24 protein-coding genes and 1 pseudogene are annotated in these 25,795 nt (G+C 49.4%); 13 read left to right on the top strand and 12 right to left on the bottom strand.

Going from position 1 to position 25,795, the window contains the following annotated elements:
* Nucleotides 1-280: 280 nt before the first annotated feature.
* The 3 genes from RHJ80_RS00790 to RHJ80_RS00780 are packed head-to-tail and all read right to left on the bottom strand — an operon-like array spanning nucleotide 281 to nucleotide 5,108.
* Entirely contained in the window at nucleotides 281-2,617 is a 2,337-nt protein-coding gene (locus RHJ80_RS00790) for an NAD-binding protein (protein ID WP_310801270.1), read from the bottom strand.
* A 6-nt stretch (nucleotides 2,618-2,623) separates the two neighbouring features.
* Nucleotides 2,624-3,640, bottom strand: coding sequence for a cobalamin biosynthesis protein CobW (gene cobW, locus RHJ80_RS00785; RefSeq protein ID WP_310801269.1), 1,017 nt, complete (start codon nucleotides 3,638-3,640; stop codon nucleotides 2,624-2,626).
* 4 nt (nucleotides 3,641-3,644) lie between these two features.
* The gene (locus tag RHJ80_RS00780) at nucleotides 3,645-5,108 is read right to left on the bottom strand and encodes an FAD-linked oxidase C-terminal domain-containing protein (RefSeq protein WP_310801268.1); all 1,464 of its coding nucleotides are present in this window, start codon (nucleotides 5,106-5,108) and stop codon (nucleotides 3,645-3,647) included.
* A 200-nt stretch (nucleotides 5,109-5,308) separates the two neighbouring features.
* Between RHJ80_RS00780 and RHJ80_RS00775 the strand changes: the two genes are divergently transcribed.
* The 3 genes from RHJ80_RS00775 to RHJ80_RS00765 all read left to right on the top strand — a co-directional run bounded on the left by RHJ80_RS00775 (nucleotide 5,309) and on the right by RHJ80_RS00765 (nucleotide 7,504).
* Nucleotides 5,309-6,007, top strand: coding sequence for an MBL fold metallo-hydrolase (locus RHJ80_RS00775; protein WP_024124642.1), 699 nt, complete (start codon nucleotides 5,309-5,311; stop codon nucleotides 6,005-6,007).
* 63 nt (nucleotides 6,008-6,070) lie between these two features.
* Entirely contained in the window at nucleotides 6,071-6,613 is a 543-nt protein-coding gene (locus tag RHJ80_RS00770) for a rhodanese-like domain-containing protein (protein ID WP_310801267.1), read from the top strand.
* A 3-nt stretch (nucleotides 6,614-6,616) separates the two neighbouring features.
* Nucleotides 6,617-7,504 (top strand): sulfite exporter TauE/SafE family protein, encoded by an 888-nt coding sequence (locus RHJ80_RS00765; protein WP_310801266.1) that lies wholly within the window; start codon nucleotides 6,617-6,619, stop codon nucleotides 7,502-7,504.
* Here the strand turns inward: RHJ80_RS00765 and rbfA are convergent.
* Complete coding sequence (gene rbfA / locus RHJ80_RS00760; protein ID WP_149820016.1) at nucleotides 7,501-7,887, bottom strand: 30S ribosome-binding factor RbfA; 387 nt, start codon at nucleotides 7,885-7,887, stop codon at nucleotides 7,501-7,503. The genes RHJ80_RS00765 and rbfA overlap by 4 nt on opposite strands.
* On the opposite strand from rbfA, the gene RHJ80_RS00755 reads away from it, so the two are divergent.
* The 3 genes from RHJ80_RS00755 to psbC all read left to right on the top strand — a co-directional run bounded on the left by RHJ80_RS00755 (nucleotide 7,886) and on the right by psbC (nucleotide 10,848).
* Nucleotides 7,886-8,035: a hypothetical protein gene (locus RHJ80_RS00755; protein WP_310453105.1), complete on the top strand. Its 150-nt coding sequence runs from the start codon at nucleotides 7,886-7,888 to the stop codon at nucleotides 8,033-8,035. The two genes, rbfA and RHJ80_RS00755, sit on opposite strands and share 2 nt — an antisense overlap.
* 385 nt (nucleotides 8,036-8,420) lie before the next feature.
* Nucleotides 8,421-9,479 (top strand): photosystem II D2 protein (photosystem q(a) protein), encoded by a 1,059-nt coding sequence (gene psbD / locus RHJ80_RS00750; protein WP_149818344.1) that lies wholly within the window; start codon nucleotides 8,421-8,423, stop codon nucleotides 9,477-9,479.
* Nucleotides 9,463-10,848, top strand: coding sequence for a photosystem II reaction center protein CP43 (psbC, locus tag RHJ80_RS00745; protein WP_190278038.1), 1,386 nt, complete (start codon nucleotides 9,463-9,465; stop codon nucleotides 10,846-10,848). Before psbD ends, psbC begins: the two co-directional genes overlap by 17 nt.
* A 77-nt stretch (nucleotides 10,849-10,925) precedes the next feature.
* Here the strand turns inward: psbC and RHJ80_RS00740 are convergent, their stop codons facing one another.
* The 6 genes and pseudogenes from RHJ80_RS00740 to pseB form a co-directional block, all read right to left on the bottom strand.
* Nucleotides 10,926-12,116, bottom strand: coding sequence for a lipid-A-disaccharide synthase-related protein (locus tag RHJ80_RS00740; protein ID WP_310801265.1), 1,191 nt, complete (start codon nucleotides 12,114-12,116; stop codon nucleotides 10,926-10,928).
* A complete protein-coding gene (locus tag RHJ80_RS00735; protein WP_310801264.1) occupies nucleotides 12,113-13,540 on the bottom strand; it encodes a protein adenylyltransferase SelO family protein in 1,428 nt (475 codons plus the stop codon). Before RHJ80_RS00735 ends, RHJ80_RS00740 begins: the two co-directional genes overlap by 4 nt.
* 24 nt (nucleotides 13,541-13,564) lie before the next feature.
* Complete coding sequence (locus tag RHJ80_RS00730) at nucleotides 13,565-15,307, bottom strand: M48 family metalloprotease (RefSeq protein WP_310743943.1); 1,743 nt, start codon at nucleotides 15,305-15,307, stop codon at nucleotides 13,565-13,567.
* A 102-nt stretch (nucleotides 15,308-15,409) separates the two neighbouring features.
* Nucleotides 15,410-15,514: pseudogene (locus RHJ80_RS00725) on the bottom strand (IS630 family transposase); the annotation flags it as partial.
* Between the two features lie 163 nt (nucleotides 15,515-15,677).
* A complete protein-coding gene (gene pseC / locus RHJ80_RS00720) occupies nucleotides 15,678-16,841 on the bottom strand; it encodes a UDP-4-amino-4,6-dideoxy-N-acetyl-beta-L-altrosamine transaminase (RefSeq protein ID WP_310801263.1) in 1,164 nt (387 codons plus the stop codon).
* Nucleotides 16,842-17,870: a UDP-N-acetylglucosamine 4,6-dehydratase (inverting) gene (pseB, locus tag RHJ80_RS00715; protein WP_310801262.1), complete on the bottom strand. Its 1,029-nt coding sequence runs from the start codon at nucleotides 17,868-17,870 to the stop codon at nucleotides 16,842-16,844.
* A gap of 140 nt (nucleotides 17,871-18,010) precedes the next feature.
* Here pseB and RHJ80_RS00710 point away from each other — a divergent pair, with 140 nt between their 5' ends.
* The 5 genes from RHJ80_RS00710 to RHJ80_RS00690 are packed head-to-tail and all read left to right on the top strand — an operon-like array spanning nucleotide 18,011 to nucleotide 22,835.
* On the top strand, nucleotides 18,011-19,090 hold the full coding sequence (locus RHJ80_RS00710; RefSeq protein ID WP_310801261.1) for a hypothetical protein: 1,080 nt from the start codon (nucleotides 18,011-18,013) through the stop codon (nucleotides 19,088-19,090).
* Between the two features lie 25 nt (nucleotides 19,091-19,115).
* A complete protein-coding gene (locus RHJ80_RS00705) occupies nucleotides 19,116-20,171 on the top strand; it encodes a glycosyltransferase family 2 protein (RefSeq protein ID WP_310801260.1) in 1,056 nt (351 codons plus the stop codon).
* Nucleotides 20,161-21,084: a glycosyltransferase family A protein gene (locus RHJ80_RS00700; protein WP_310801259.1), complete on the top strand. Its 924-nt coding sequence runs from the start codon at nucleotides 20,161-20,163 to the stop codon at nucleotides 21,082-21,084. Before RHJ80_RS00705 ends, RHJ80_RS00700 begins: the two co-directional genes overlap by 11 nt.
* A gap of 31 nt (nucleotides 21,085-21,115) precedes the next feature.
* On the top strand, nucleotides 21,116-21,925 hold the full coding sequence (locus RHJ80_RS00695; RefSeq protein WP_310743937.1) for a class I SAM-dependent methyltransferase: 810 nt from the start codon (nucleotides 21,116-21,118) through the stop codon (nucleotides 21,923-21,925).
* A 55-nt stretch (nucleotides 21,926-21,980) separates the two neighbouring features.
* The gene (locus tag RHJ80_RS00690; protein ID WP_310801258.1) at nucleotides 21,981-22,835 is read left to right on the top strand and encodes a hypothetical protein; all 855 of its coding nucleotides are present in this window, start codon (nucleotides 21,981-21,983) and stop codon (nucleotides 22,833-22,835) included.
* On the opposite strand, the gene RHJ80_RS00685 is transcribed toward RHJ80_RS00690, so the two are convergent.
* The gene (locus tag RHJ80_RS00685; RefSeq protein WP_310801257.1) at nucleotides 22,832-23,749 is read right to left on the bottom strand and encodes a histone deacetylase; all 918 of its coding nucleotides are present in this window, start codon (nucleotides 23,747-23,749) and stop codon (nucleotides 22,832-22,834) included. The two genes, RHJ80_RS00690 and RHJ80_RS00685, sit on opposite strands and share 4 nt — an antisense overlap.
* On the bottom strand, nucleotides 23,724-23,852 hold the full coding sequence (locus RHJ80_RS13160) for a DUF29 family protein (protein ID WP_149817236.1): 129 nt from the start codon (nucleotides 23,850-23,852) through the stop codon (nucleotides 23,724-23,726). The genes RHJ80_RS00685 and RHJ80_RS13160 overlap by 26 nt, the downstream gene beginning before the upstream one ends.
* Before the next feature lie 48 nt (nucleotides 23,853-23,900).
* Here RHJ80_RS13160 and pseF point away from each other — a divergent pair, with 48 nt between their 5' ends.
* Together pseF and pseG are read left to right on the top strand one after the other, a co-directional pair.
* Entirely contained in the window at nucleotides 23,901-24,608 is a 708-nt protein-coding gene (pseF, locus tag RHJ80_RS00680) for a pseudaminic acid cytidylyltransferase (RefSeq protein ID WP_310801256.1), read from the top strand.
* Between the two features lie 79 nt (nucleotides 24,609-24,687).
* Complete coding sequence (gene pseG / locus RHJ80_RS00675; RefSeq protein WP_206200627.1) at nucleotides 24,688-25,779, top strand: UDP-2,4-diacetamido-2,4,6-trideoxy-beta-L-altropyranose hydrolase; 1,092 nt, start codon at nucleotides 24,688-24,690, stop codon at nucleotides 25,777-25,779.
* Nucleotides 25,780-25,795: the final 16 nt, after the last annotated feature.

Raw genomic sequence — 25,795 nt, 5'->3', positions numbered from 1 at the left:
ACAACTTAGATTAATTGACGATTGCTAATCAATATCTTAGCCTGAGGGCTAGAATTCTCAAAGATACTACAAAAGCTGAGGGCAACAATCATCCCCTCTCAACATCAGGAACTAGAACCTAAACGTGGAGCGCAAAACTCCGACCCCTATTATTTAGATAGAACATTTATCGTTCTAAATAATCAGACTAGCACTCTGTGTCATAATGCCAAAATCAATTTATTCGCAATTTATTCGATCTGTTCGATAATGTAGAGCGATAGGTGAGGCCGATTTTCACCTACGCGGTTTCCTGAGCCACCAAAGGAAAGAGGCGCACAGGGGCGAGGGCTTGCAGTTGTTGACCGAGGCGAAAGGCTTGGGGTTCGTAAAGTGCGAGGGTCAATGTCGCAGGCAGTTGCTGGATAAAGGTGCGCGATCGCGGCAGGGGCAGACCCGTAATCTTGGTGATCAGATTGCCAATTTCTAGGGCAGCTTCCGCGTTGCGAGGATGACCCACCCAAAGCCGCCAGAGACGGCGGGGCGCCATTTTGCCCTGTTCAATGCGCCGTAGGCCATCAATGGTTGCTAAAACAATCAGGCGATCGCCCACCGTGAGTTGCAGCGTATCACTGGGCAAAAACTGATGACTGATCTCACCGCCGAGAAACTGCTCATGGCGATTGTAGAAAATGGGGATGACTGCATAACCATAGGCCACCTCGCCAATCAACTTGCCCTCAAGGGTGTCGCCGGCAGTAACGGTGTAATCGGCAATCAGTACCGTCTGCTGATCAATTTGAAACAGACCCAACATTGTTTCGCCAAAGGCGGCACCGGCAAAGGCCTCAGCAGCAAGGGCATAGGCACAGAGGGGGCGGGCACGGGGTAGGAGATCCCGCAGATCATTAGTAAGGCTGGGATCATAGATGCCAATGACCAACCCAATGGGGGATTCCCGCTGCTCCGTGGCTTGGCGGGCAATTAGGGCTGCCTCTAGATTCAACATTTCATCAGCAGTGGTGAGAACCACACTTTTGGCGGTCTCCAAATGGGCTTGGGGGAGCTTTTCTGGAATGTTGCCAAGGAGCATGGGCAGGTCTTCAAAAAGCTGAGTTTGCTCTGGGTTGTCCACCAGTAGCACAAGGGGTTGACGGAAGGCACGTAGGATTTGCACCACCTGTTGACCAATGCGATCTAAGCCAACAACAATCACGTGATCCGCCGTGGGCAGGGGGGGACGTTTCTTGAGAAAGTCAAACCGCGCTTGCAGCAGCTTTTCCGCCAAAAGTCCCAAGACACCGACAATAAAGAGGAGACTAACGATCGCCACCAAAATACAGACCACCAGCAGCCAAGGGGGAATCGGATCGTTTTCTAGCCCGCCAAAGACATCGCCAAAGCCCCCCAAAAGGAGAATAAAGCCGGCAGCAAAGGCCTTTTGCCATGTGAGTTCGGGGACGTTGTAGCGCAGCAGGATCGCGGTCACAAGCCACAGACCACTGCCCATCCAAAGGCCATTGAAGATCAACTCACGAGAGCGATCGCCATGGATCCACTGCCAGAATTGTTCTACCTGCTCAGGCAGTTGGCGCACCTGCTGAATGAGGCGCTGGGTGGGATTGGGGTCAGGGATGGGCAAGGATTTCACCACTTCTACCCGTTCAATCCAAATCGGGCGATCGCCCACCGCAAAGCACAAATCCGGCGGCCAATGGTTAAAGAGGCGGTGGGGGCGCGTTGGCTGGAAGATTGAGGATTGGGCATGGCACGAGCGCACACTAATGAGGCGTTGGTGACGGCGCTGCCAGCGGTGGGCAGGGGTACCCACGAGGGGACTCTCAGCGGTAATCGTTTGTTGCAACACCCGAAACTGCTGACCCTCAATCGTAAACGCAGCAAGGATATTTTCCTCAAGGGCTGCAAGGGCGAAGGCAGGAGCTGGTAGTTCCGTGGGATTGAGCGCCACAAAGCTCCCCAGTTTTTTCTCTAGAAGGGCGTTGAGATTATCGCGACTAGAGCGCACCACAAGATGGACATCGGGATTTAAGCGCCGAGCCACAATCGCCGTCGCAATATTGGTGGCCTCATCACTGGTCACCGCCAGTAAGGTACGACAGCGATCAATCCCAGCCGCTTTCAGAACCGCCTCCTGCCGGCAATCACCGATGATCACAGGTTCACTGAGCAACTCCGTCAACTGCGGAATTTCCCACTCAATGTTGGCGTGGCGTTCAATGGCACGAATCTCTAGGGCCAAATGCTCACCGGCAAAGCGGCGCAGACTTTGGATACAAAATTGCCCCAAACTCCCAAGGCCGCAGATAATAAAGCGATCGCCCGCAGTCGTTTCACCTATTTGAGTGGCCTGCGGTGTGGCTGAGGCAACAGACCAAGATTTCCACCAATAGGGAAAGGGCTGATGGGGTTCTGCCGCAAAGAGTTGGAGACTGCCCCGCTGCCACTGCTGCCAAAGGGTCTTGCCCCACCTAGATAGGCGATCTAAATCTGTTGGCTCTAAAGTTGTCGATTCAACCCAGATGCTGAGGTGGCGATCGCCGATATCAATGAACCACGTTGCCCTGCTACCCAATAGTTGGTGCAGTTGGCGGTCAATGACATCCTCAAGGCTGGCCATAGCCTCCTAGCCAAAATGGGACAGCAACTCCTGTGGATCCAACTGACGACCGATCACCACTAGACGAGTTTGGCGTGACTCTGCCGCTTGCCACGGGCGATCGTAAAACAAGTCTAACCGTTGACCCACCCCTTGCACCACCAGACGCATGGGTTTGCCCTCAATGGCCGCAAAGCCCTTAACGCGGTAAATGTCAGGTATTTGCAGCAAGCGCTCGAGGGATTGACGTAGGCGTTGCAGATCCCAAGCCCCTAGCTCTAAACAAACCGCTTGAATCTCCGCGTCGTGGTCATGCTCCTCCTCAAAGTCATGATGGCTGGGTCGCTGCCCCAAATTCTCCTCCACCGCTGCATTAAATCCCAGCAGCAGATCCGCCGGCACCTGTCCTTGGTGAGCTGCCAGCAGCTTAATCCGTGGGGGCAATTGAGTGCGCAGTTCAGCGATGAGCAGCTCTACCTGATCGGGAGTCAGTTGATCCGCCTTGCTGAGGATGACCAAGTCGGCACAGGCCAGTTGATCGTTAAAGAGTTCCTCAAGGGGGGTGTCCTCATGCTCCAAGCTAGGATCGGCTGCCTTTTGGACAAAGAGCGCCTCCAGATCAGCACTCACTTGACCGGCTGCCAAGGCAACGCCATCTACCACTGTCACCACCCCATCGACGGTTGCGGCATGGCGCACCTGCGGCCAACGAAAAGCCATCACGAGCGGCTTGGGTAAGGCGAGTCCAGAGGTTTCAATGACAATGTGATCAATCTCCTGCCGTCGTGCCAAGAGGGTTTGCATGGTGGGCAAAAATTCCTCCTGCACTGTGCAACAGAGGCACCCATTGGTGAGTTCCCAGATGCCCGCTGTGCGATCGCAACAGGACTGCAAAAGTTCGCCATCAATACCGACATCACCAAATTCATTCACAATCACGGCAATGCGCCTGCCCGCTGCCTTCTGGAGCAACTGCCGAATTAGGGTCGTTTTACCGCTCCCAAGAAAACCCGTGATAATCGTGACTGGAATTTTTGCACTCATTCTGCTAAAAGGCCTCAATACTGGGAAAATCTTGAAGTTGATGGGCGGCTTCGCCACAGGTGCGGGGTGTGGGAAACACCTTTTCGGGGTTGGCAAGGCGTTTGGGATCAAAGGCGCAGCGCACCTGCTGCATCGTTTCTAAATCTGCTGGGCTAAACATCTCACCCATGAAACAGGCCTTATCGCTACCAATCCCGTGTTCACCGGAAATGCTGCCCCCCAAGCGCACACAGAGCTTGAGGATTTCACCGCCTAGAGCCTCCACCTCGGCAAGGGCGCCCGGCACTGCCTGATCGTAGAGAATCAAGGGATGCAGATTGCCATCCCCAGCGTGGAAGACATTGGCAATGCGATAGCCACTGCGCTGACTCAGTTGTTCAATTTCCTTGAGGACGGTGGCCAGTTGACTGCGAGGAATCACCCCATCTTGGACAAAATAATTAGGACTGAGGCGACCCGCAGCCGCAAAAGCCGCTTTGCGCCCTTTCCAAAGGCGGAGGCGATCTTCAGCCTCTGTAGCAACCGTTACATGGCGTGCTCCCTGTTCATAGCAAATGCGTGTGACGCGCTCCTGCAAAATGGGCACTTCGGCATCTAGGCCATCCACTTCCACTAGGAGTACGGCGCCAGCATCGCGGGGGTAGCAATTGGTGGCCACCACATCCTCAACGGCATTGATACTGAGGTTGTCCATGATTTCCATGCCAGCGGGAATAATCCCCGCCCGAATAATCGCGGAAACCGTTTCTCCCGCTGCTTCAATCGTGGTGAAGTCCGCCAATAGCACGGCGATCGCCTCCGCCTGTTTGAGAATACGCAGCCGAATTTCTGTGGCAATTCCCAGCGTCCCTTCGGAGCCAACAAAGACGCCCATGAGATCGTAGCCGGGCATTTCTGGGGCCGCACCCCCCAGTTCAACAATCTCACCATTGGGCAACACCACCGTCAGTCCCAGCACATGATTCGTGGTCACGCCATACTTCAGGCAGTGGACGCCCCCAGAGTTTTCAGCGACATTGCCGCCAATGGAACAAATAATTTGACTGGAGGGATCCGGGGCATAGTAAAAGCCCTGATCGGCAACGGCTTGCGTTACCCAAGCATTGATTACCCCTGGCTGCACAACCACCTGCTGGTTGGCCAGATCAATCTCTAGAATCTGGTTCATGCGAGAAGTGACGATGAGAATCCCCTCAGTGTGGGGTAAGGCTCCCCCCGATAGCCCCGTCCCTGAGCCACGGGCAACAAAGGGAATCCGATAGCGATCGCACACTTTGAGGATGGCAGAGACTTGGGCAGTGGTTTGCGGTAGCACGACCAGTTTGGGTCGTTGCCGATACATGGATAGCCCATCGCACTCATACACAAGGGCTTCTGCTGCATCACTGATGACGCTCCCCTTGCCGACAATGGCTGCTAGCTCCTCTGTGACCCGCTGCCAAGGGGTAATTTGCTGTAGTGTGGACATCCCCAGTGCTCTGAAACTGCCTTCTCTTATCCTAAATTGGCTCTCCCTTGGAAAAATGGGGGCAGGGGGGATTTGACATTTCTTTACTGAATAGTTATAAAATTATACTTAGGATCACTAAGCTGAAGTAGTAACCGTTTTAAGTCTAGCTTTCAGGCTGAACGAGTCCCCTCACGCTTTACCCCATAAAGGAGTCCGCTATGCTATTTCGCCAACTCTTTGACTACGACACTTGGACCTATTCTTACCTGATTGCCGATGAAGCCACGGGTGAGGCCGCCTTGGTGGATAGCGTCCTTGAACAGGTGGATCGGGATGTGCAGCTAATTGAGCAATTGGGGTTGAAACTGCGCTACTGCCTCGAAACCCATGTCCACGCCGACCACATTACCGGGGCGGGCAAAGTCCGCGAACGCACAGGCTGCAAAACCCTTGTGCCTGAAAATGCCCATGTGGACTGCGCCGATGGCTATATTAAAGACGGTGAAGTGATTCACGTCGGTAGCATTCCGATTCAGGCGATCGCCACCTTGGGGCACACCGATAGCCACATGGCCTTCCTCGTGAATGGTACCCACCTGCTGACGGGGGATTCCCTGTTTATCCGTGGCTGTGGCCGCACTGATTTCCAAAGTGGCGATGCAGGCGCAATGTACGATGCGGTAACACAGCGGCTCTTTACGCTCCCAGACACCACATTGGTCTATCCCGGCCATGACTATCGCGGTCACACCGTTTCCACCATTGGTGAAGAAAAACGCTTTAATCCCCGCTTTGTCGGTCGCGATCGCCAGCAGTTCATTGAGTTCATGGCCAACCTGAACCTGCCGGATCCCAAGAAAATTATGGAAGCGGTGCCCGCTAACCAACAGTGTGGCATGGTTGCCGCCGCCGTCTAGTCCTTTGACCCCTGATCGCCCCTGTCTAGCCAACCCTGAGTAACCACTGGAGAACCAACGACGATGACCACAGCAACGACTGAGTCTCCCCTTATTTCTGCGGCTGAACTGCACGATGCCCTGCAACGCCAGCAGGTACTGCTCATTGATGTGCGGGAGCCAAGCGAATACAACAATGCCCACATTCCGGGAGCGCTGCTCTGTCCTTTGGCCAATGTGAAGGAACTTGAACCCCCCTGTAATTCTGACACCCCGGTGGTGCTCTACTGTGAATCTGGCCGGCGATCGCGCATGGCCTGCGAAATCCTTGCCAGTCGGGGCTTCAAAAACCTGAAAAACCTTGAAGGGGGCATTCAACGCTGGAAACAGGGGGGCTATCCGATCACGGGTGCGGTTAGTGCGCCCATCAGCCTGATGCGGCAGGTGCAAATTGTGGCCGGCAGTCTGATTCTCACGGGAGTGATCTTGGGCTTTACCGTCAATCCGGGATTCTTCTTCCTGTCGGGCTTTGTCGGTGCCGGTTTGGTCTTTGCCGGTGTCACCGGTACCTGTGCCCTAGCGCGGGTTTTGGCACTGCTGCCCTTCAATCGCCCACAGGTGAAATAACCCATGCTGAGCTACTGGATAGGGCATGGGCTGGCGATCGCCATCGGCTTGAGTCTGGGTCTATTGGGGGGCGGCGGTTCTGTCCTTGCCCTGCCAGTGCTGGTCTATGTCATGGGCATTGAAACCAAGGTCGCGATCCCGATGACGCTTGTGATTGTTGGCAGCGTCAGTTTACTGGCAGTCATTCCCCAGTGGCGGCGCGGCTACGTTAATTTGCGTCTGGCACTGATTTTTGGTTCGGCAACCATGATGGGTGCCTATCTCGGGGCGCGACTGGCAGCCTTGCCTTGGATTACCGATACGGTGCAACTCTTACTCTTTGCCGTTGCCATGATGGTGGCGGCTATTTTAATGATTCGGCGGCAACAGCGTCCCCCTGCTTCTGAACTGACGCCTCCCAATGGCTCCCTTGAGAGTCAGCTCTACACTCCGCCTGTGTGTAAGTACTGCTGGCTATGGCTACCCACCGAAGGCATTGGTGTGGGTATTCTGACGGGGTTGGTGGGGGTTGGTGGGGGCTTTGCCATTGTGCCTGCCCTTGTTTTATTGGGCAAAATTCCAATGCGGCAGGCGATCGGCACCTCACTGCTGATTATCACCGCCAATTCCGTAGCTGCGGTTTGGGGCTATCTGGGCACGGTTAGCTTGGATCCCCGCTTAACCCTGACCCTCACCTTAGCCGCCGCTAGCGGTTCTGTTATCGGTAGCTATCTCAGTCACGGCATTTCTGCCAAGCGACTTCAGCAGGGCTTTGGTTACTTCTTAATTGGCATTGCGGCCTTTGTGATCCTGAAAACCCTACTGGCACCTCCCCAGCGCAGCAAAAGCTCCTCCCTACCGCCGAGGCACTACCTTACTGCATCGGTTCCCGCAAGACCAAGCCGCACCTAAGACGCTGTTTCAGGAGTCTCTGCAGCACTCTGCTGTTGCCCAATTTGATTCAGTAGCGAAAGAACGCGACTGCCCCGTTCCAGCGATCGATCCTCAATAAAGACGACCTCCGGTGTCCGCCGCAGGCGAATGCGCTGCCCCAATTCCCGTCGCACAAAGCCTGAAGCCGCTTTCAAGCCGGCCATGGTTGAGCGCCGTACCTCATCGGTGCTGTAGATACTGACGAAGATCTTGGCGTGCTGCAAATCACCGGAAACTTCCACATCGGTGACACTGACCATGCCCGCCCCCACGCGCTCATCGCGGATTTCATACATTAACAACTGGCTCACTTCCCGTTTGATTAATTCTGCTACCCGTGCCACCCGTCGTTCGGTCGCCATGGCGGGCCTCCTTTTCTCGGTTGTTGGCAAAGACTATCCTGCACGTCTCCTATCTTATCAAGACAGCTATCCCTCTGTTTCTGGCGGGTGGGCGATCGCTCAAGACTTTTATGGCAGCAACCGCTGGCAGCAGTGTTACAAAAGTTAACATTTCTTGCTGACGTTCTCTGCAAGTTGAGGCCTGAATTTCTTGCTCTCTTGCCAGATTGCGACCCCTGCTCAAAAATGAGAAAGCTGAGAAGCTAGGCAACAATCACCTTGATATTTCGTAAGAATTCCGCTATCACGTTAATATAGTTCTCCCGCAGCAAATGCTGATGGGAAGCTTAACCTACCCTTGGTGAACGCCAACAGCAACTAGGTAAAACCACCTACTAGCTCAAGCGTTAGCGAGGGATGGGTTTCTTATTTATGAAGCCAAATTAACAGGATGCTGGAGCGATCGCTCCTAAGTTTTAGGGAGCCGATCACGCCCTACCAGCAACTGTAAGGTTCTAAATCTGGCATCTATATCTGCAAGAGGATTTAATTCCATGACGATCGCAATTGGACGAGCGCCAGCAGAGCGGGGATGGTTTGACATCCTCGACGACTGGCTCAAGCGTGACAGATTTGTCTTTGTCGGCTGGTCAGGCATCCTACTGTTTCCCTGCGCCTACCTTGCCCTCGGGGGCTGGCTGACCGGTACCACCTTTGTGACCTCTTGGTACACCCACGGCCTCGCCTCCAGCTACCTCGAAGGCTGCAACTTCCTCACCGTTGCCGTTTCCACCCCCGCCAACAGCATGGGGCACTCCCTCCTGCTCCTCTGGGGTCCCGAAGCCCAAGGGGACTTCACCCGCTGGTGCCAACTGGGCGGTCTGTGGACCTTTATCGCCCTCCACGGCGCCTTTGGCCTCATTGGCTTCATGCTGCGGCAATTTGAAATTGCTCGCTTGGTGGGCATCCGTCCCTACAACGCCATTGCCTTCAGTGCCCCCATTGCCGTCTTTGTCAGCGTCTTTTTGATCTATCCCTTGGGGCAATCCAGTTGGTTCTTTGCCCCCAGCTTTGGCGTGGCTGCCATCTTCCGCTTCCTGCTGTTCTTCCAAGGGTTCCACAACTGGACTTTGAACCCCTTCCACATGATGGGGGTGGCCGGTGTGCTCGGCGGTGCCCTGTTGTGTGCCATCCACGGTGCCACAGTGGAGAACACCCTCTTCCAAGATGGCGAAGGCGCCAGCACTTTCCGTGCCTTTAGCCCCACCCAATCGGAAGAGACCTACTCGATGGTGACGGCCAACCGGTTCTGGAGCCAAATTTTTGGCATTGCCTTCTCGAACAAGCGCTGGTTGCACTTTTTCATGTTGTTTGTGCCCGTGACGGGGCTGTGGATGAGTGCGATTGGCGTGGTGGGTCTGGCGTTGAACCTGCGGTCTTACGACTTTATTTCGCAGGAGATTCGGGCAGCGGAAGACCCTGAGTTTGAGACGTTCTACACGAAGAACCTGCTCTTGAACGAGGGCATTCGCGCTTGGATGGCGCCCCAAGACCAACCCCATGAAAACTTTGTCTTCCCAGAAGAGGTACTCCCCCGTGGTAACGCTCTCTAGTAACTCGATTTTTGCCACCAATCGCGACCAAGAATCCTCCGGTTTCGCGTGGTGGGCCGGTAATGCTCGTCTGATTAATCTCTCCGGCAAACTCTTGGGTGCTCACGTCGCCCACGCTGGCCTGATCGTTTTCTGGGCCGGTGCCATGACCCTGTTCGAGTTGGCTCACTTCATTCCTGAGAAGCCAATGTACGAGCAAGGGCTGATTCTCATTCCCCACATTGCCACCCTTGGTTGGGGCGTTGGCCCTGGGGGGGAAGTCGTGGACACCTTCCCCTTCTTTGTGGTCGGGGTGGTGCACCTGATTTCCTCTGCTGTTCTCGGCTTTGGTGGGGTTTACCATGCCATTCGTGGCCCTGAAACCCTTGAGGAATACTCCTCCTTCTTTGGCTACGACTGGAAAGATAAAAACAAAATGACGACGATCCTCGGTTTCCACCTGATCGTCCTCGGTATTGGTGCCCTGCTGTTGGTGGCCAAAGCCATGTTCTTTGGTGGCCTCTATGACACTTGGGCACCCGGCGGTGGCGATGTCCGCGTCATTACCAACCCCACTCTTGACCCCACGGTGATCTTTGGCTACCTGCTGAAGTCTCCCTTTGGCGGTGAGGGCTGGATCGTCAGCGTCAACAACCTTGAGGACGTTGTCGGTGGTCACATTTGGATCGGTTTGATCTGCATTGCTGGTGGTATCTGGCACATTCTGACGACGCCCTTTGGTTGGGCACGCCGTGCCTTTATCTGGTCTGGGGAAGCCTATCTGTCCTATAGCTTGGGCGCCCTGTCCATGATGGGCTTCATTGCCACCTGCTTTGTCTGGTTCAACAACACGGTCTATCCCAGTGAATTCTATGGTCCTACGGGTCCAGAGGCCTCTCAGGCTCAGGCAATGACCTTCTTGATCCGTGACCAAAAATTGGGTGCGAACGTCGGTTCGGCTCAAGGCCCCACCGGTCTTGGTAAATACCTGATGCGCTCTCCCACGGGTGAAATCATCTTCGGTGGTGAAACCATGCGCTTCTGGGATTTCCGTGGTCCTTGGTTGGAGCCGTTGCGCGGTCCCAATGGTCTTGACCTGAACAAGATCAAAAATGACATTCAGCCTTGGCAAGAGCGTCGTGCCGCTGAGTACATGACCCATGCCCCTCTGGGTTCTTTGAACTCCGTGGGTGGTGTGGCCACCGAAATCAACTCGGTGAACTTCGTGTCACCCCGCTCTTGGTTGGCTACGTCCCACTTTGTCTTGGCCTTCTTCTTCCTAGTGGGTCACCTGTGGCATGCTGGTCGTGCCCGTGCGGCGGCGGCTGGTTTTGAGAAGGGGATTGACCGTGAGTCTGAACCCGTACTCTCGATGCCGAGCCTTGATTAGAGTCACTGACTTCATCTAACCAAACTCAATCCTCCTTGGCTCCCATCTACGGATGGGGGTCTTTTTTTTAGCAGGACTCAATTGCCGAGTATTTTTAACAGTTGCTCAGCAATGCAATCACTCGCTCCGGGGTCGCCCATGCGTTCTTTGCCATTGGCGGCAATTCGCGCAAGTAAAGTCGCATCTTCCCAAATCTGCCAAAGGGTCGGGATGGCCTCTTGAGGATCATCGAGTAGGAAAATCGAGTCTCCGAGAAGGCGTTTTTGGCGACTAGCAAACTCACGGGTAAACTGGGGGCCTGCACCCGCAAAGGTGATCACGGGTTTCCCTAAGCCCACACACTGCTCTGTGGCTGTGCCGGCGAGGGCAATGCCCCCTTCTGCCCAATGCAGAAATTCACGAAAGTGATGTGAACTTAAAATCAGTTGTTGCTGACCCAACTGCCATGCGCTGGTCTGGGGTAATGCACTGGCGATGGGTTGCCAACCCTCAAGGCTTTGCTCAAGCATCCGTAAATCAAGGCTGGGACTGACAGCGGCAAGACAGGTCAGCGGCTGATCGGGATAGGGCGCCAGTACCCGTAGGATCTGTTGCCAATTGCGGTAGGCCTCAGGGGCACGAGACCCCGGCAGTAGCACAATGGTTCTAGTCGTAAAAGGCGATCGCTCAGGGGGTGGCATCACTAAGTCCATCATGGGATTGCCACAGTAGTGAACCGTGTAACCGAATTGCCGCAACCCTTTAGCGGTTAACTCATCACGGACAAAAATGCCTCGACAGCGGGGCGATCGCCACAACCATCGCTCCCAAGGCAGGTAGTCACTCCCCGCCCAGCCCATGCCCCAACGATAGGGACGCCCCGTCGTGTCATATAGGTAGTAGTCAGACTTAGCAGTGCCGATAAAACTATAGGTTCCCCCTGTGCCATAGGCCAGCAATAGGGGCACAATATCCCCCACCGCCAACAGATGTCCTCCCGATTGCTGCCAAGCTTGAATGGCGCGAATCTGTGATCCCAAGAGTCCCAGCAAACCTGCCTTGAGATCTCGCCATAGCTGTCGCAGATCCATGTAGATAAAGCCCCCAGAGGGGAGTATTTTTCTAGGCTGCAATACAGGAATTCCCAGCCGCGTATAGGCAGACCCTAAGCCCACCAAGGGCAACGCCATTAGGTCTAAGTGTGGACACCGCTGCCGCAAGGCCTGCAGAATCGAGCTAGCGATCGCATCCTCACCGTGGCCATTACTCAGGCAAAGGAGTCGCTTCATGCCTGCATCAACTCAAGAGCTGTAGTAAATCGTGACCAATCATCCGCCTGATCAATGGCCTGCCAAATGTGTTCGATCTGGGAACGAGTGAGGATGACAAGGGGATTGGCTGCCTGTAGGGTTTGGGGAATTGCCGCCCGCTGCCGTGGGCTGGCTTGCTGAAGTAGCTCAAAATAGGTTCTTTTCCAAACCTCTAGCAATTTCTGATCTGCTGGCGTGAGGGTTGAGCTGTTACGAAAGATATGACTGGGATCTACAGCCCACTCAGGGGAGAATTCCTGCCGTAGGCTGACAAAGAATTGGGGATAACTGATGGTGCTGCGGCTGAGAAAAGCTTGGGTTTCTGCCACCAAGGGATGGCCAATTTCTAGAGGAAGGTCTGCCCAACCGAGGCGTTTGAGCATGAGTTTCAAGTAGGTGGTTTGGCAGCGATCGCCAAAGGTCTTTAGGGCAACTTGCATTTCCTCAAGGGGCATTACTGAAGACAGAGGGATTTGCAGCTTCTCCAAATTCCAAGCACAAATTGCTGGTTGATTGCCGTAGGCGTAGCGGCCATAGTAGTCAAAGTAGGCGGCTGTAAACCCCAAATCATAGTGCTTCAAAAAGACATAGGGACCATAGTCGAAGCTCTCGCCCGTAATGGCCATATTATCGGTGTTCAAAACCCCATGACAAAACCCCGCCACCAACCACTGCGCCGCCAGATCCGCTGTGCGTGCCACTAGCTCACGATAAAAGGTACAATCCCGTTCCTTGGGGTCTGGGATCTCTAGCAAGTGGGGGTAGTAGTAGTAAATGACGTGGTCGAGTAACCGTCGAATCAAGTCCGGTCGCCGCAGATAGTGGAGCCGCTCAAAGGTACCAAAGCGAATATGGGAACGGCCAAGGCGCACTAAGACACTCGATCGCGTCGGCGATGGCTCATCCCCCCGCCAGAGGGATTCTCCCGTTTCCACCAAACTGAGACTGCGAAAGGTGCTCACCCCCAAGCGATGCAGCAGTTCACTGGCCAAAACCTCACGGACACCGCCTTTGAGCGTCAGCCGACCATCTCCCCCCCGCGAATAGGGTGTGGTGCCGGATCCTTTCGTGCCAAGGTCATACAGTTGACCATCCACACCGCGAAACTGACCATAGAGAAACCCTCGGCCATCCCCCAAGCGAGCATTGTATTCCCCAAATTGGTAGCCGTGGTAACGCATCGCTAAAAAAGGTTCACGCCCCTGAAACTGGCCAAAGGCTGCAATAAAGTCAGCATCGGTTACCTTGGCGGGATTCAGACCCATCAGGGGTAAGAGGGCATCATTGCGAAAACGCAGAATATGCTGCGGAAAGGTTGCCGCCTGTACCTCGTCCCAGTACTCTTCCCCTAGGGAGAGAAATGCGGGTTCGTACTCAAGGGTTTGAAAGCAATGTCGAGACATTCAGAACATTCAAAGCGGACTCAGCTATTGCGGCGTCTTGGCAGTTTCCCGTTTGGACTTTTTGGGATTGGGGGGATCCACAAGGGTACGCAAGCGCGCTTGAATTTGTTGATGGCGTTCGACCCCCTCAAAGGCAAAGGGGGTGTACCCGCGATCGCGCATCAAACCACGGATATAGCGAATGCGCTCATTGGTCGGTGGGTGGGTAGAAAACCATGGTAACGGTGGCTCCTGATGACGGTATTCCTTCTTGAGGGTGTGCATGAGGTTAAGTAGGCCATCAGCGGCATAGCCTGCCCTCGCCAGAATCCGTGTGCCCAAAATATCCGCCTCTCGCTCCATTTCTCGACTATAGCTAGTCACGAGAATCCCTGTCACATAGCCACCAGCAGGTAATAACCGCGTCAAGTTGGCAGTGGCCGTGCCTTGGGTGACCAAGCGAAAACCGTGGGAGAGCACCGCGTGGGCAATTTCGTGAGCCAGTAAGCCAGCAAGTTCTGCCTCGGTATTGGCTTTGAGAATTGCACCGGAATTGATAAAAATCTTGCCTCCTGGCAGGGCAAAGGCATTGAGATCATTATCTTTTATCACAAAAAACTCATACTCAAACTCATTGCGACCGGCCACTTTGGCGAGGCGTTGCCCCACTTCATTGACATAGGCTTGAACCTCAGGATCCTCAAGGAGCTTGACTTGGCGGCTAATTTGCTGTGCTGCTGAACGGCCTAGGGCAGATTCTCCCTGCATCATCAAGGCCATCATTTGAATCGAGTCCAAGGATAGTAAGGGATTGCCCGTGAGTGCCACACCCACCAGTCCAGTGAGGGCGCCGACAATCATGCCTTCGCGCAGTTGTCCCTGAAGGCGACGACGGAACCGTTGCATTCGCTCTGCGGCTAGTTGCTGAAATTCGGGTGTGGCGGGGTGGTCAGGATTCAGGAGGGCAAAACGTTGGGCGGCAAGAGCCGCTTCTAGCCACTGTTGCTGGCGATCGTAGAGGGTGACGAGGCTACGTTGAATATCGGGTTGATCAGGATAGAGGCTGGCGGCTTTTTCGAGATGGGCATAGGCCTCTTTGAGGGAACCCTGCTGCGCTAGAAACTCAGCGAAGCGCACTTGGCCGGGGATAAACTCTGGGAATTGCTCCACCAACAGCCGCAGGGGCACGGCTTGGGCACTGTAGAGTTGGGAACCTCCTTGAACTTCTCGCCAATAGACTTGGGCAGCGGGGGGCAGTTGACTAATTTCCAGTACAGCGGGGGGGGTGACACGGGGGGGTGGCAAATCTAGGTCAGCCTTGGCCTTTTGGTAATAGGTTTGGGCTGTGACGGTGTCTCCTAATTGCCAGTGGCGATCGCCCTCCCGTAGAAGTGCTAACCGCGCCTCCTGTGCGGCTTGCTCTGCGGTCAGTTCCACTGTTGTTGGAGCTTCTGAAGAATTGTCAGTCGTTCTTGGTGCAGGTTCCACAGAGGGGGCTGCTGAATCATCCTTGATCTCAGTGCTCGTGGGTAGGGGAGCAGGGGATTCTACAGGCGGAACGACTTCTGCGGGGGGCTGGGGTGGCAGCGGCAATAGATCGACAGCAGAGCCTTCAGATTGCGGCAGGCGAGCTTGGGCAAAGGGGTCTTCTTTAATGAGAGCAATCAACTCCTCCTCTGCTACACCCGTTTGGGGTAGGGACATCTCTGCTGCTCTAACCGGTTCAAGAGCCACTCCTAAAAGAAGAACAACACCCAGCGGCCAGTAGCGTAACCCATCTTTCACCATGAAACTGTCCTCAAGCCACCTGATGCTTTATAGTCTAATCACTAGGCATGGGTGAATTGGGTCTTCGTTAGAATTATAGCTATTCCAATAAAGAATGAGACGCTATTCAGCACAATAATTGCGAATCACTTCATCAATAGAATTGTTTGACCCTGCATACATCCACGCTCGCTTCAACGCACTGAAGTCGTGCTCAATCACATTCAAAGGAGTGACCTCCTACAATTCTTGAAGGCAAGAGGCCTCAAACCTTAAAAGCCCCTAGGGTGAGATGATCGCCAGCAGAGTCAAAACGGGACTTGGGCGATCGCTTTGAGCGGTTGATGCAGGCTTACTTTCGCATAGGGGAGGGGCTGTTTGCGTTGCGGTCTTAAGCCAAGACTTGCTTGAGCGCCTGAATGACTTGATCCTGTTGGGCAAGGGTCAGTCCATAGTACAGAGGCAAGCTAATCGCTTCTTGGTAGTAGGCCTCGGCGTTGGGAAAGTCTCCCCATTGAAAGCCCAATTGCTGATAGTAGGGTTGGGTATGCACAGGAATGTAGTGGAGATTCACCCCAATTCCAAGGGAACGAAGGGCTTCAAAGACTTCGCGATGGGAAGCTTGAATTTGGTCTCGCTTCAGGCGAATGATGTAGAGATGCCAACTGGAGCGGGTATCAGGATGCTGAAAGGGGAGCGTGAGGGGCAAATCCGCAAGAGATTGATGGTAGCGTTGGGCTAAAAAACGCCGCCGCTCGACAAACTGATCGAGGCGTTGCAGTTGCTGTAGGCCGAGGGCCGCTTGCAGGTCACTCATGCGGTAGTTAAAGCCCAGTTCCAGTTGTTGGTAATACCAAGGGCCGTGGGAGTCGCTCACCATGTGTTGGGGATCGCGGGTAATCCCGTGGCTGCGCAGACGGATGAGTTGCTGGTAGAGGCCTGGATCATTGGTGAGAATGGCACCGCCCTCACCCGTGGTGATAATCTTGACGGGATGAAAGCTAAAAACCGCCATCGTCGAGAATTCACAGCAGCCAATGGGTCGGCCACGGTAGTGACCCCCAAGGGCATGGGAGGCATCTTCGATGAGGGTAAAGCCATAGGTCTGTGCAAGTTCAGCAAGGGCAGCCATCTCACAGGATTGTCCGGCGAGGTGAACAGGAATGACAACCTTGGGAAGCGTCCCTTGCTTTTTGGCAATTGCTAGCTTGTCGGCAAGGGCAGAAACACTCAGGTTATAGGTGTGGGGGTCAATATCAACAAAATCCACCGTGGCACCACAGTAGCGGCCACAATTCGCCGAGGCAACAAAGGTAATCGGCGAGGTCCACAGGCGATCGCCCCCTTGTAGCCCCGCTGCAATACAGGCGAGGTGAAGCGCTGCTGTGGCACTACTAACCACAACGGCATACCGTGCACCACAACAACTGGCCAGTGCTGCTTCAAACTCGGGAACCTTGGGGCCTTGGGTCAGCCAGTCCGATTGCAGGACGTCAACGACAGCCGCAATATCCTCTGGCGTAATGTCTTGGCGACCGTAGGGAATTGTGCCCATTTAGCCCCTGCCTGGGATAAAGTTCGGGTCAACGTGTTGGCGAATCAGAGTGCGCAGCTCCTCGACACTAAGGAAGCGATCGTTGGTGCCAGAATTATAGCTGAAGCCCGGTTTAACCCGTGTTGCCCCTGTTTGGGCACAGTACTCTTCTAGCGTGAACCGCCCTTGAATAGGCAAAATGGCATAGTACTGGCCTAAATCAACCGTGGTGTAAGAATCGGAAGTGGTAATCATCTCTTCGTGGATCTTTTCCCCTAGACGGATACCCACAAACTGTTGCTCACATTCCGGGCAAATGGCCTCTGCAACATCGAGAATGCGGTAGGAGGGAATTTTCGGCACAAAGATTTCGCCCCCCCAACTGTGCTGCAGTGCCCACAGTACCATTTCTACCCCCTCTTGGAGGGAGATATTAAAGCGAGTCATGGCTGGATCCGTAATTGGTAGGCAGCCCTCACAGCGCTTTTTCAAGAAAAAAGGAATCACTGACCCCCGTGACCCCATAACGTTGCCGTAGCGAACCACACTGAACCGCAGATCACGACCCGCAAAGTTATTGGCAGCAATGAAGAGTTTGTCACTACAGAGCTTTGTTGCCCCGTAGAGGTTGATGGGGGCAGCCGCCTTGTCGGTGGAGAGGGCAATGACTTGCTTGACACCGGTGTCGAGGCAGGCTTGAATGACGTTTTCGGCCCCCATGACATTGGTGCGAATAAACTCAATGGGATTATATTCAGCCGCCGGCACTTGCTTCAGGGCAGCCGCATGAACCACAATATCGACCTTGTTCAGAGCCCGGCGTAGGCGATCGCGATCCCTAACATCGCCAATGAAGTAGCGGATACCTGGATACTTTTGGTAGGGGAACTCCTGAGCCATCTCGAACTGCTTTAGCTCGTCACGGCTGAAAATGACGAGACGTCGAATATCAGGGAACTGCCGCAACACCTCCTTGACAAACGCACGGCCAAACGACCCTGTGCCCCCCGTCACAAGTACGCTGCTCTCTTTCGTTAATCCTTGAGGCATTCTTGTAGATCCTCTCCACTATGCTTCAAGCCATCAATCGCAAAAAATCCCGTCGAGCGACCACGGCGAGCTTGCTCTTGACAACTGCCTTGAAAATCGGTTAAATTGAGATGTTTTAATTATCATAACGTAAATAAAGCATGAAGAAGCCTATCAAACCTCAAAAAATTTGGCCAAACTATGAGGATATAAATCCTTTCGAGGGTTTTGATGATGCATATCTCGAATATATCTGTTCGGAAAAAGTAGATACTAGAATTAAGAGTAATTTTGCAAGACTTCCTGCTCTATTTTGGCCTACAGAGCTTTATAGTTTTGGTCGTTGCTATCGTTTATGGTTAAAGTGGCCTGATATATTACCAATACCGGTCCAGGGAGATCATGGTGCAGCACTTTCAGGGGAGTTTGAGGAACATGAGATAAACAATAAAGCTGCTTACCACCTATCTTGGTATAAACAGAGAGTTATTAGCATTGAAAGATACCAAATTAAGAAGGTAGTTCATATAACACATCCATGGGTGATCTATAGAAAAATAGCTGGTTATAATCTAAAGGAAAAAGCAAAAGGCACTTTGATTTTTTATCCACATTCTACTGATAGAGTTGAGATCATAGATTATGATTGGGATGAGTACTTCCACAATCTGGAATCATTAGAAGATCACTATAAACCATTTGTTATATGTATGTATATGCATGATGTGAAAAAGGGTTACCATAAGAAGCTTAGAAAGTACAATATACCAATAGTCAGCGCAGGCGAAATACAAAGTCCGCTGTTTGTAGATAGGTTTTATGACTTAGTCTCCAATTTTCTTTATGCAACATCACCAACAGGTGGTAGTGAGTTGTTTTATTGTGAAGAAATAGGAGTTAAATACTTTATACTTGGTAAAGAGCCAGTCTACTACAATTTTTCTCATCCTCAAAATCCATTGGGTGTGATTAAGCCAAGAGATGAAGTGGCAATGATATCGCATCAAATCAAGAAAGAATTATTCTCTAGCTTACCTCCAGAAAACAGTTACGAGAAAAAGCAATTTGTAAGTGATGTATTAGGGTTAGAATTGGACTCGTTAGCAATCGCTAAAACATTAAAGACAATATTTTTTATTGAGATGATCAGGCTTTTACCGGCAGTATCTCTAAATATCCTACTTAGGCTGAAATCTAATTTATCTTTTAGGATAAAATCGCTATTTAATTCTAAATATTAACCGTAAGTTTATCTATAGTGTAGCCATGTATCCAAGGAAAAAACTTGAGTTTCTTATTCCATCATATAAAAGACTAGAAACACTAGTAAGAGCGATACAGTCTATAACAACTCAGGTTAAACAATTTGAATTGGCTGGCAAAGTAAGTGTTGTGGTCGTTGATGACTGTACTCCGAACTTTAGCTGCGATGAAATAAGAAGGCAAGTCGATATATTACCAGAAATAGTTGATATAAGGACTAATACTTATAACAAAGGTATGAGCCTAAATATTCGTGATATGGTCTTTGAATCTTCTGCTGACTTCGCGTGCATCCTAACTGATGATGACTACTTACAGCCGAACGTCTTAATTGATATAATTAATTTCATAGATAACTTAACTAGCTACGAAAATAACACAAATGTACAAATAGGTTCATTTTTTGTGCCAAGATATTCATACTTAGAAGATGGTTCTCTTCATTGTGTAGTGTGTAAGCCATTTGAGCGAGATACCTTAATACCATGTGGAACCATAAACTCAATTCGCTATTTACATAATGGATTTATATTAACTGGGCTTTTCTTCAGGCCTAAACTGATAAACTTCAGTTTGTGGAATGAAAATATTGAAAATGCTTATTTTCCAGTCATTTATTTTTTTGATTTACTATTAAAATATAATTGCTTCTTCATTAATAGAAACTGGTTTGTTCATACAGTTCTTAATAGGTGTCACTGGGAAGCGTGGGGAGCAACAGATTACGAAAGGACAAAGCGGCTGTACACTGACTACATGAAGGTTGTTACTGTTTGCACTAATATATCTATTGATTACGATAAAAGAACTACAAGTACTTATATTCATTACCTTAAAAAAATCTTTATCCTTATAGAAGAAACTAAGAATTACCGAAACCAAATTAAGAGTGTTATCTGTTCTGGTCTATCTCTAGTAGATATAAGGGGTGTCAATGACCTTACAAAGCAAAGGCTGACATTTCGTTTAGCAGTCGTGATAAGCTACATTGATTTGATTTTATTTCGATTTATCTTAAAATTTATTCGGAATTTACGAATCTTGACCTATGGTAAGTAGCCCGGTATTACTTGTAGTGTTTAATCGCCCCAAAACCACTGCAAAAGTGTTTGAAGCGATTTGTCAAGTGAAACCCAGAAGGTTATATATAGCTGCAGATGGTCCTAGACCTAACTATGACGGTGAAGCAGAGAAAGTTAGACAGGTCAGGGAGATTGTTACGCAAGTAGATTGGCCTTGTGAAGTTAAAACTCTTTTTAGAGAGAAGAACCTAGGATGCAAGGTAGCGGTCAGTAGTGCTATTACTTGGTTTTTTGAGCACGAAGAAAAGGGGATTATTCTAGAAGATGACTGTTTGCCCCATCCTGACTTTTTTAGGTTTTGTGATGAATTGCTTGAATACTACGAACAAGACGAACGAGTTTGGGTTATCACGGGAAACAACTTTCAGGATGGGCAGTGGCGTGGAAAAGCTAGCTATTATTTCTCTAAATATAATCACTGCTGGGGTTGGGCTACGTGGAAACGGGCATGGTCTAAATACGACGTAAACATCTCATTTTGGCCGGCGTGGAGCAAATCATCAGCGTGGCAAAATCTTCACTTTAACTCTGTTGAGGAGGGATACTGGCGTAAGATTTTTAATCGAGTGTATTCAAGTGAGATTAATACATGGGACTATCAATGGACGGCCTGTGTCTGGTATCATGGCGGGTTAACGGCAACACCCAATGTTAATCTTGTAAGTAATATTGGTTTTGGTTCTGATGCAACTCATACAAAGACTGCAGGTCATATTCATGCAAACTTGCCCGTTTTTCCAATAGGAGAGATTCAACATCCAAGTGAAGTGGCTGTTGATGTAGAAGCAGATAAGTATACCTTCAATGAGCATTTTGGTGGTAAGTTTATACACTCGCCATTGAGTGTAATTAGGCTATTGAAGGAAAAACTTTATCGTTTTATTTTTTAAATCAAGTTCTTAGGGAGTAGTAATTGTAAAAATGAGTACATATTATCAGCTTAATAAAATATGTCCTATTTGTGGGAGTAGCCTAGAGTTTTGCTTTTCTCATCAAGTATTAGATAAGTATTTTGCTAAATATTACTTCTGTAAAACATGTGGCTATCTAAAAGCTGATGATCCCTTTTGGTTAGGTGAAGCATATTCATCAGCCATAAGTAAAGCAGATACAGGAATTCTGATCCGTAATTTATCTTTACTTCCTAAAGTTGCATCAATTTTATACTGGCTTTTTAATGAAAGAGGGGAAGGCAGGTATCTAGATATTGCTGGTGGATATGGTATACTAACTCGCTTAATGCGTGATATTGGTTTTGATTGCTATTGGAATGATAAGTACTGCCAAAATTTATTTGCACGCGGTTTTGAATATACTAGTGAGCTAGGGTGTTGTAAGGCTGTCATAGCTATTGAAGTAATGGAACATTTGGTTGATCCATTAACTTTCATGAAGGAAACAATTGCAATGAGTTCTGCCGAAACAATTATTTTCACAACTGAGCTTTTTTCCGGAGATTCACCTCCACCAATCAGCTGGTGGTATTATGTATTTAAAACAGGCCAGCATATTAGCTTTTTTCAAGCAAAAACTCTTGCTAAATTAGCAAATTTACTTAATATGAACTTTTATAGCTCAAACGGTATACATATGTTTACTCGTAAAAATTTGAATAGACTTGCTTTTCACCTTCTAACAACTAGATTTATCAGCCTTGCATCATTCTTAATAATCAAGAAACTAATGCAGTCAAGAACTTTACCTGATCATTACTTAATGCTTAATGATTAAATAACCTCAAGAAAACTAATTCAAACTTTAAAGATTCTAACTAAGGTGATCAGCAATGATAAACCTGTTAATCACTGGAACAGTCCGTAACGTTGGAAATAGTATCTTAAAAAGAGTATTAAAACTAGAAAAGAATCTAAAATCTGCTTTTGATACAAAATGGTTAATTATTGAATCGGATAGTGAAGATGACACTATTGTTGAGTTATTGAAACTAAAACAACTGGTTTCAAATTTCGAATTTATTAGCTTAGGAAGACTACAGGAAAAGATACCTCTTAGAACACAACGACTTGCTTATTGCAGAAATTTATACCTACAGAAGCTAAAAGAATCACCTAAGTATGAGAATATTGACTATGTCATGGTTATTGATCTAGATGAAGTAGGTGACCAACTAACCCAAGAATCTATTTCTAGTTGCTTCGAGAGAAGCGATTGGGATGTTTGTTGTGCTTGCCAAAATGGACCCTATTATGACATTTGGGCATTGCGTCATTATTTATGGTCTCCCAATGACTGCTGGAAGAGTTACCAATTCCTAATAAACCACGGCTCTAGTAGGTATACAGCTTTAACCTCTGCTGTATATAGCCGAATGTTAAACATATCTAAATGCAAGGATTGGATAGAAGTCGATTCCGCATTTGGTGGATGTGCAATTTATAAGAAACATATTTTGCTAGATGTTTTATATTGTGGAACAAATGAAAATAACGAAGAAGTATGTGAACATGTTGAGCTTCACAGGCAAATAAAACAAAAAGGGGGACGTATTTTTATTAATCCTAGGTTTATTAATGCTAGAGTTATTGAACATTCAATTTATGCAACTCATTTGGGCTTGGTTAGGCTTTGGCTTAAGGAGTTTATTAAGTCTGTAATGGCTTTATTTTCTGGACGATTTTAGAGGCGAGCAACTACCTCGACAGCACTGACTACTGATCGCCCCAAGGCATTAAGGTTGTACCCTCCCTCCAAGCCAATGACAATACAGTGAGTGATCTGCAAGCACTGGTGCATCATCCAGCCATAGTCTGCCTCCTGTAATTCAATACTAGAAAGGGGATCATCGCGGTGGGCATCGTAGCCCGCACTGATGATGAGCACATCTGCGCCAAATTGCTGCAAAAAGGGCATGACTTGATCTTGAAAAGCAGTGCGATAGGCCGCTCCAGTGGAGCCTGTGGGCATGGGTAAGTTGAGGACGTTGTTGTGGTGCCCGCGATCGCCCCCATCCCCCGTATAGGGATAGGCAGGAAACTCATGAAGTGAACAATAGGCAATCTGAGGATGATCTTGAACCAGTGCTTGGGTACCATTGCCGTGGTGGACATCCCAATCGAGAATTGCGACTCGTCTTATCCTTGGCAGACTGAGGGCATAATGGGCAGCAATGGCTGCATTCGCTAGTAGGCAAAAGCCCATTCCCCGCTCCCGCAACGCATGGTGGCCGGGGGGGCGTGCCAAAACAAAAATCGGTTGCTGCCGCTGCACCGCCAAATCTACACCATCGAGCCAAGCCTGTACTGCTAACCGCGCCACGCGATCGCTCTGGTCATTGAGGTAGGTATCGGGATCTAGCCAGCCGCCCCCTTCTGCTGCAATCCGCGTTAATTGGTCTAAATACACCCGACTATGTACCTTTTCCAGCCAAGGAGTTAATCCTTCTCCGACAGGCGTAGGTTCACGCCATTCTGCTGCTGGAAATGCTGCCTCTAAGTGCTGACGGATGGCCACTAACCGTTCGGGTCGCTCAAAGTGAAACTGGCGGCAGCGGTGTTCGAGGAAGCGATCGCTATAGATAAAGACAGGGGAAAACATAATTTAATCCATCCAGATCTGCCCATGCCTTATTGACAAGAGCTTGACACTGCTCTTGCGTCCACGCATAAAAATCGGTATTGTAGAGCGCAGGATGACTCATAAAGAGAACCAGTAAACTACTGACGAACTATACCGCAACCCTAACATAATGAAAGTCGCGATTATTCCTGCGCGGGGAGGAAGCAAGCGAATTCCTCGTAAAAACATCCGTAACTTCTGTGGAAAGCCGATGATTGCTTACGCGATCGCGATCGCTCAAGACTCCTGCTTATTTGATCGCATCGTTGTTTCTACTGAAGACCCAGAGATTGCTATTATTGCTTCTCAATGGGGTGCAGAGGTTCCTTTTGTGCGGCCAGCTTCCCTAGCTGACGACTATGCAGGCACCACACAAGTCATTGCTCATGGTATTCAAGTATTGCAAGAGCAGGGTTGTCATCCTGAACTAGTGTGCTGTATTTACCCCGCTGTTCCTTTGCTACAGGCTGATGATCTCAAAGCTGCCTTAAACATGCTACTGAGTTCTAATGCTCCCTATGTTTTTCCCGTGACGATCTTTCCTTCTCCCATACAGCGAGCTTTACGACGACATCCATCTGGTCAGATGGAGCCTTTTTATCCAGAGTATGAGCAAGAACGTACTCAGGATTTAGAGCCTGCTTATTATGATGCAGGTCAGTTCTACTGGGGCAAAACTGAAGCATGGCTTGCAGACATCAGTATTCATCAGCAAGGTATTGGTCTTGTCATTCCCCAGTGGCGGGTTGTGGATGTCGATACCCTTGAGGATTGGCAGCGTGCCGAACTTCTGTATAAAGTACTGTACTCTACCGAAGTGGTGCAGGATTCATGGTAGTCATTTTCTACTGGGGCTTTTCTTATCTAGGCTGTTTGAAAAACAGAACTAATACCATTGTTCAGGAAACATTATTTATATGCGAAGATTAGGTAATATTGCGATTAGGGTAGAGGCTAACTCAGAGATCGGCCTAGGACACTTACGACGTTGTTTAACCTTAGCAAAACAGTTATTTGAAGATGGCTTTTGTGTCTACATTGTTTCTCTTTCGTCAATTAGCCACGATCTTTTACAGGGTTTTCATCATATTTGTATGAGAAACATTTATAGGAATCTGGCCAAAAGTAATATATTTGCTAATAACTTTAATAAAGAATTACTTGATGCTGAATGTACATTAATAGCAATTAGAAACTTGTCAATTGATTGGGTAGTACTAGATAGCTATAATTTGGGGATTTCGTGGGAACAACGAGTTGCTGAATCTGGATACAAAATACTTGTGATTGATGATTTTCGTAATAAAGAACACTATGCAGATATAGTATTGAGTGATATTGATATTCCTTTTGATAAAAATCTGCTAAAGAAATCAACTAATTGTCATCAATTAGTAGGCTTAAGATATGCACTAATTGATTCACATTTTATTGCTGTAAAGAATAGTGATCAAGACTGTACTGTACAAGATAATAGAAAGAAAATTCTGATTTCCTATGGTGGAAGTGATCCTACAGGAGAGACAATTAAAGTGCTAAAATCAATAAAGTTACTAATGAAAAGTCATCCTAGCTTTAAACAAGAAGTTAGTACTGATGTAGTAGTTGGTTGTTTCAATTCACAGCTAAAAACAATTAAAAAAATCAGTAAGGACTTAGATGAAGTAAAAATTCATTATGCTCCCGAGAGCTTAGCAAGCCTGCTTAAGAATGCTGATATTTTTTTAACTTCGGGAGGCAACTCTATGATAGAAGGTTTATTTATGCAAAAAATTTGTTTAATTACAACAACAGCTGAAAATCAAATTCTCTCTGTTATGTGCTTACTTAAACAAAACCTTATTAACTACTTGGGTCATTACAATAAGGTAACTTCTCATATTATATGTGACTTCTTGTTAAAGGCTATAAAAAATTATTCAGGTTTTAAGATCAACCACAATCCGGTATGCGATCATCTAGGGGCTAGCCGAGTAAGCCATATGCTACAGTTAATCATGAGCAAGTAAATCCATAAAAATTTGA

This window comes from Thermosynechococcus sp. QS41 (assembly GCF_031583515.1).
GTDB lineage: Bacteria > Cyanobacteriota > Cyanobacteriia > Thermosynechococcales > Thermosynechococcaceae > Thermosynechococcus.
This window is presented reverse-complemented; position numbering and strand designations above follow the sequence as displayed.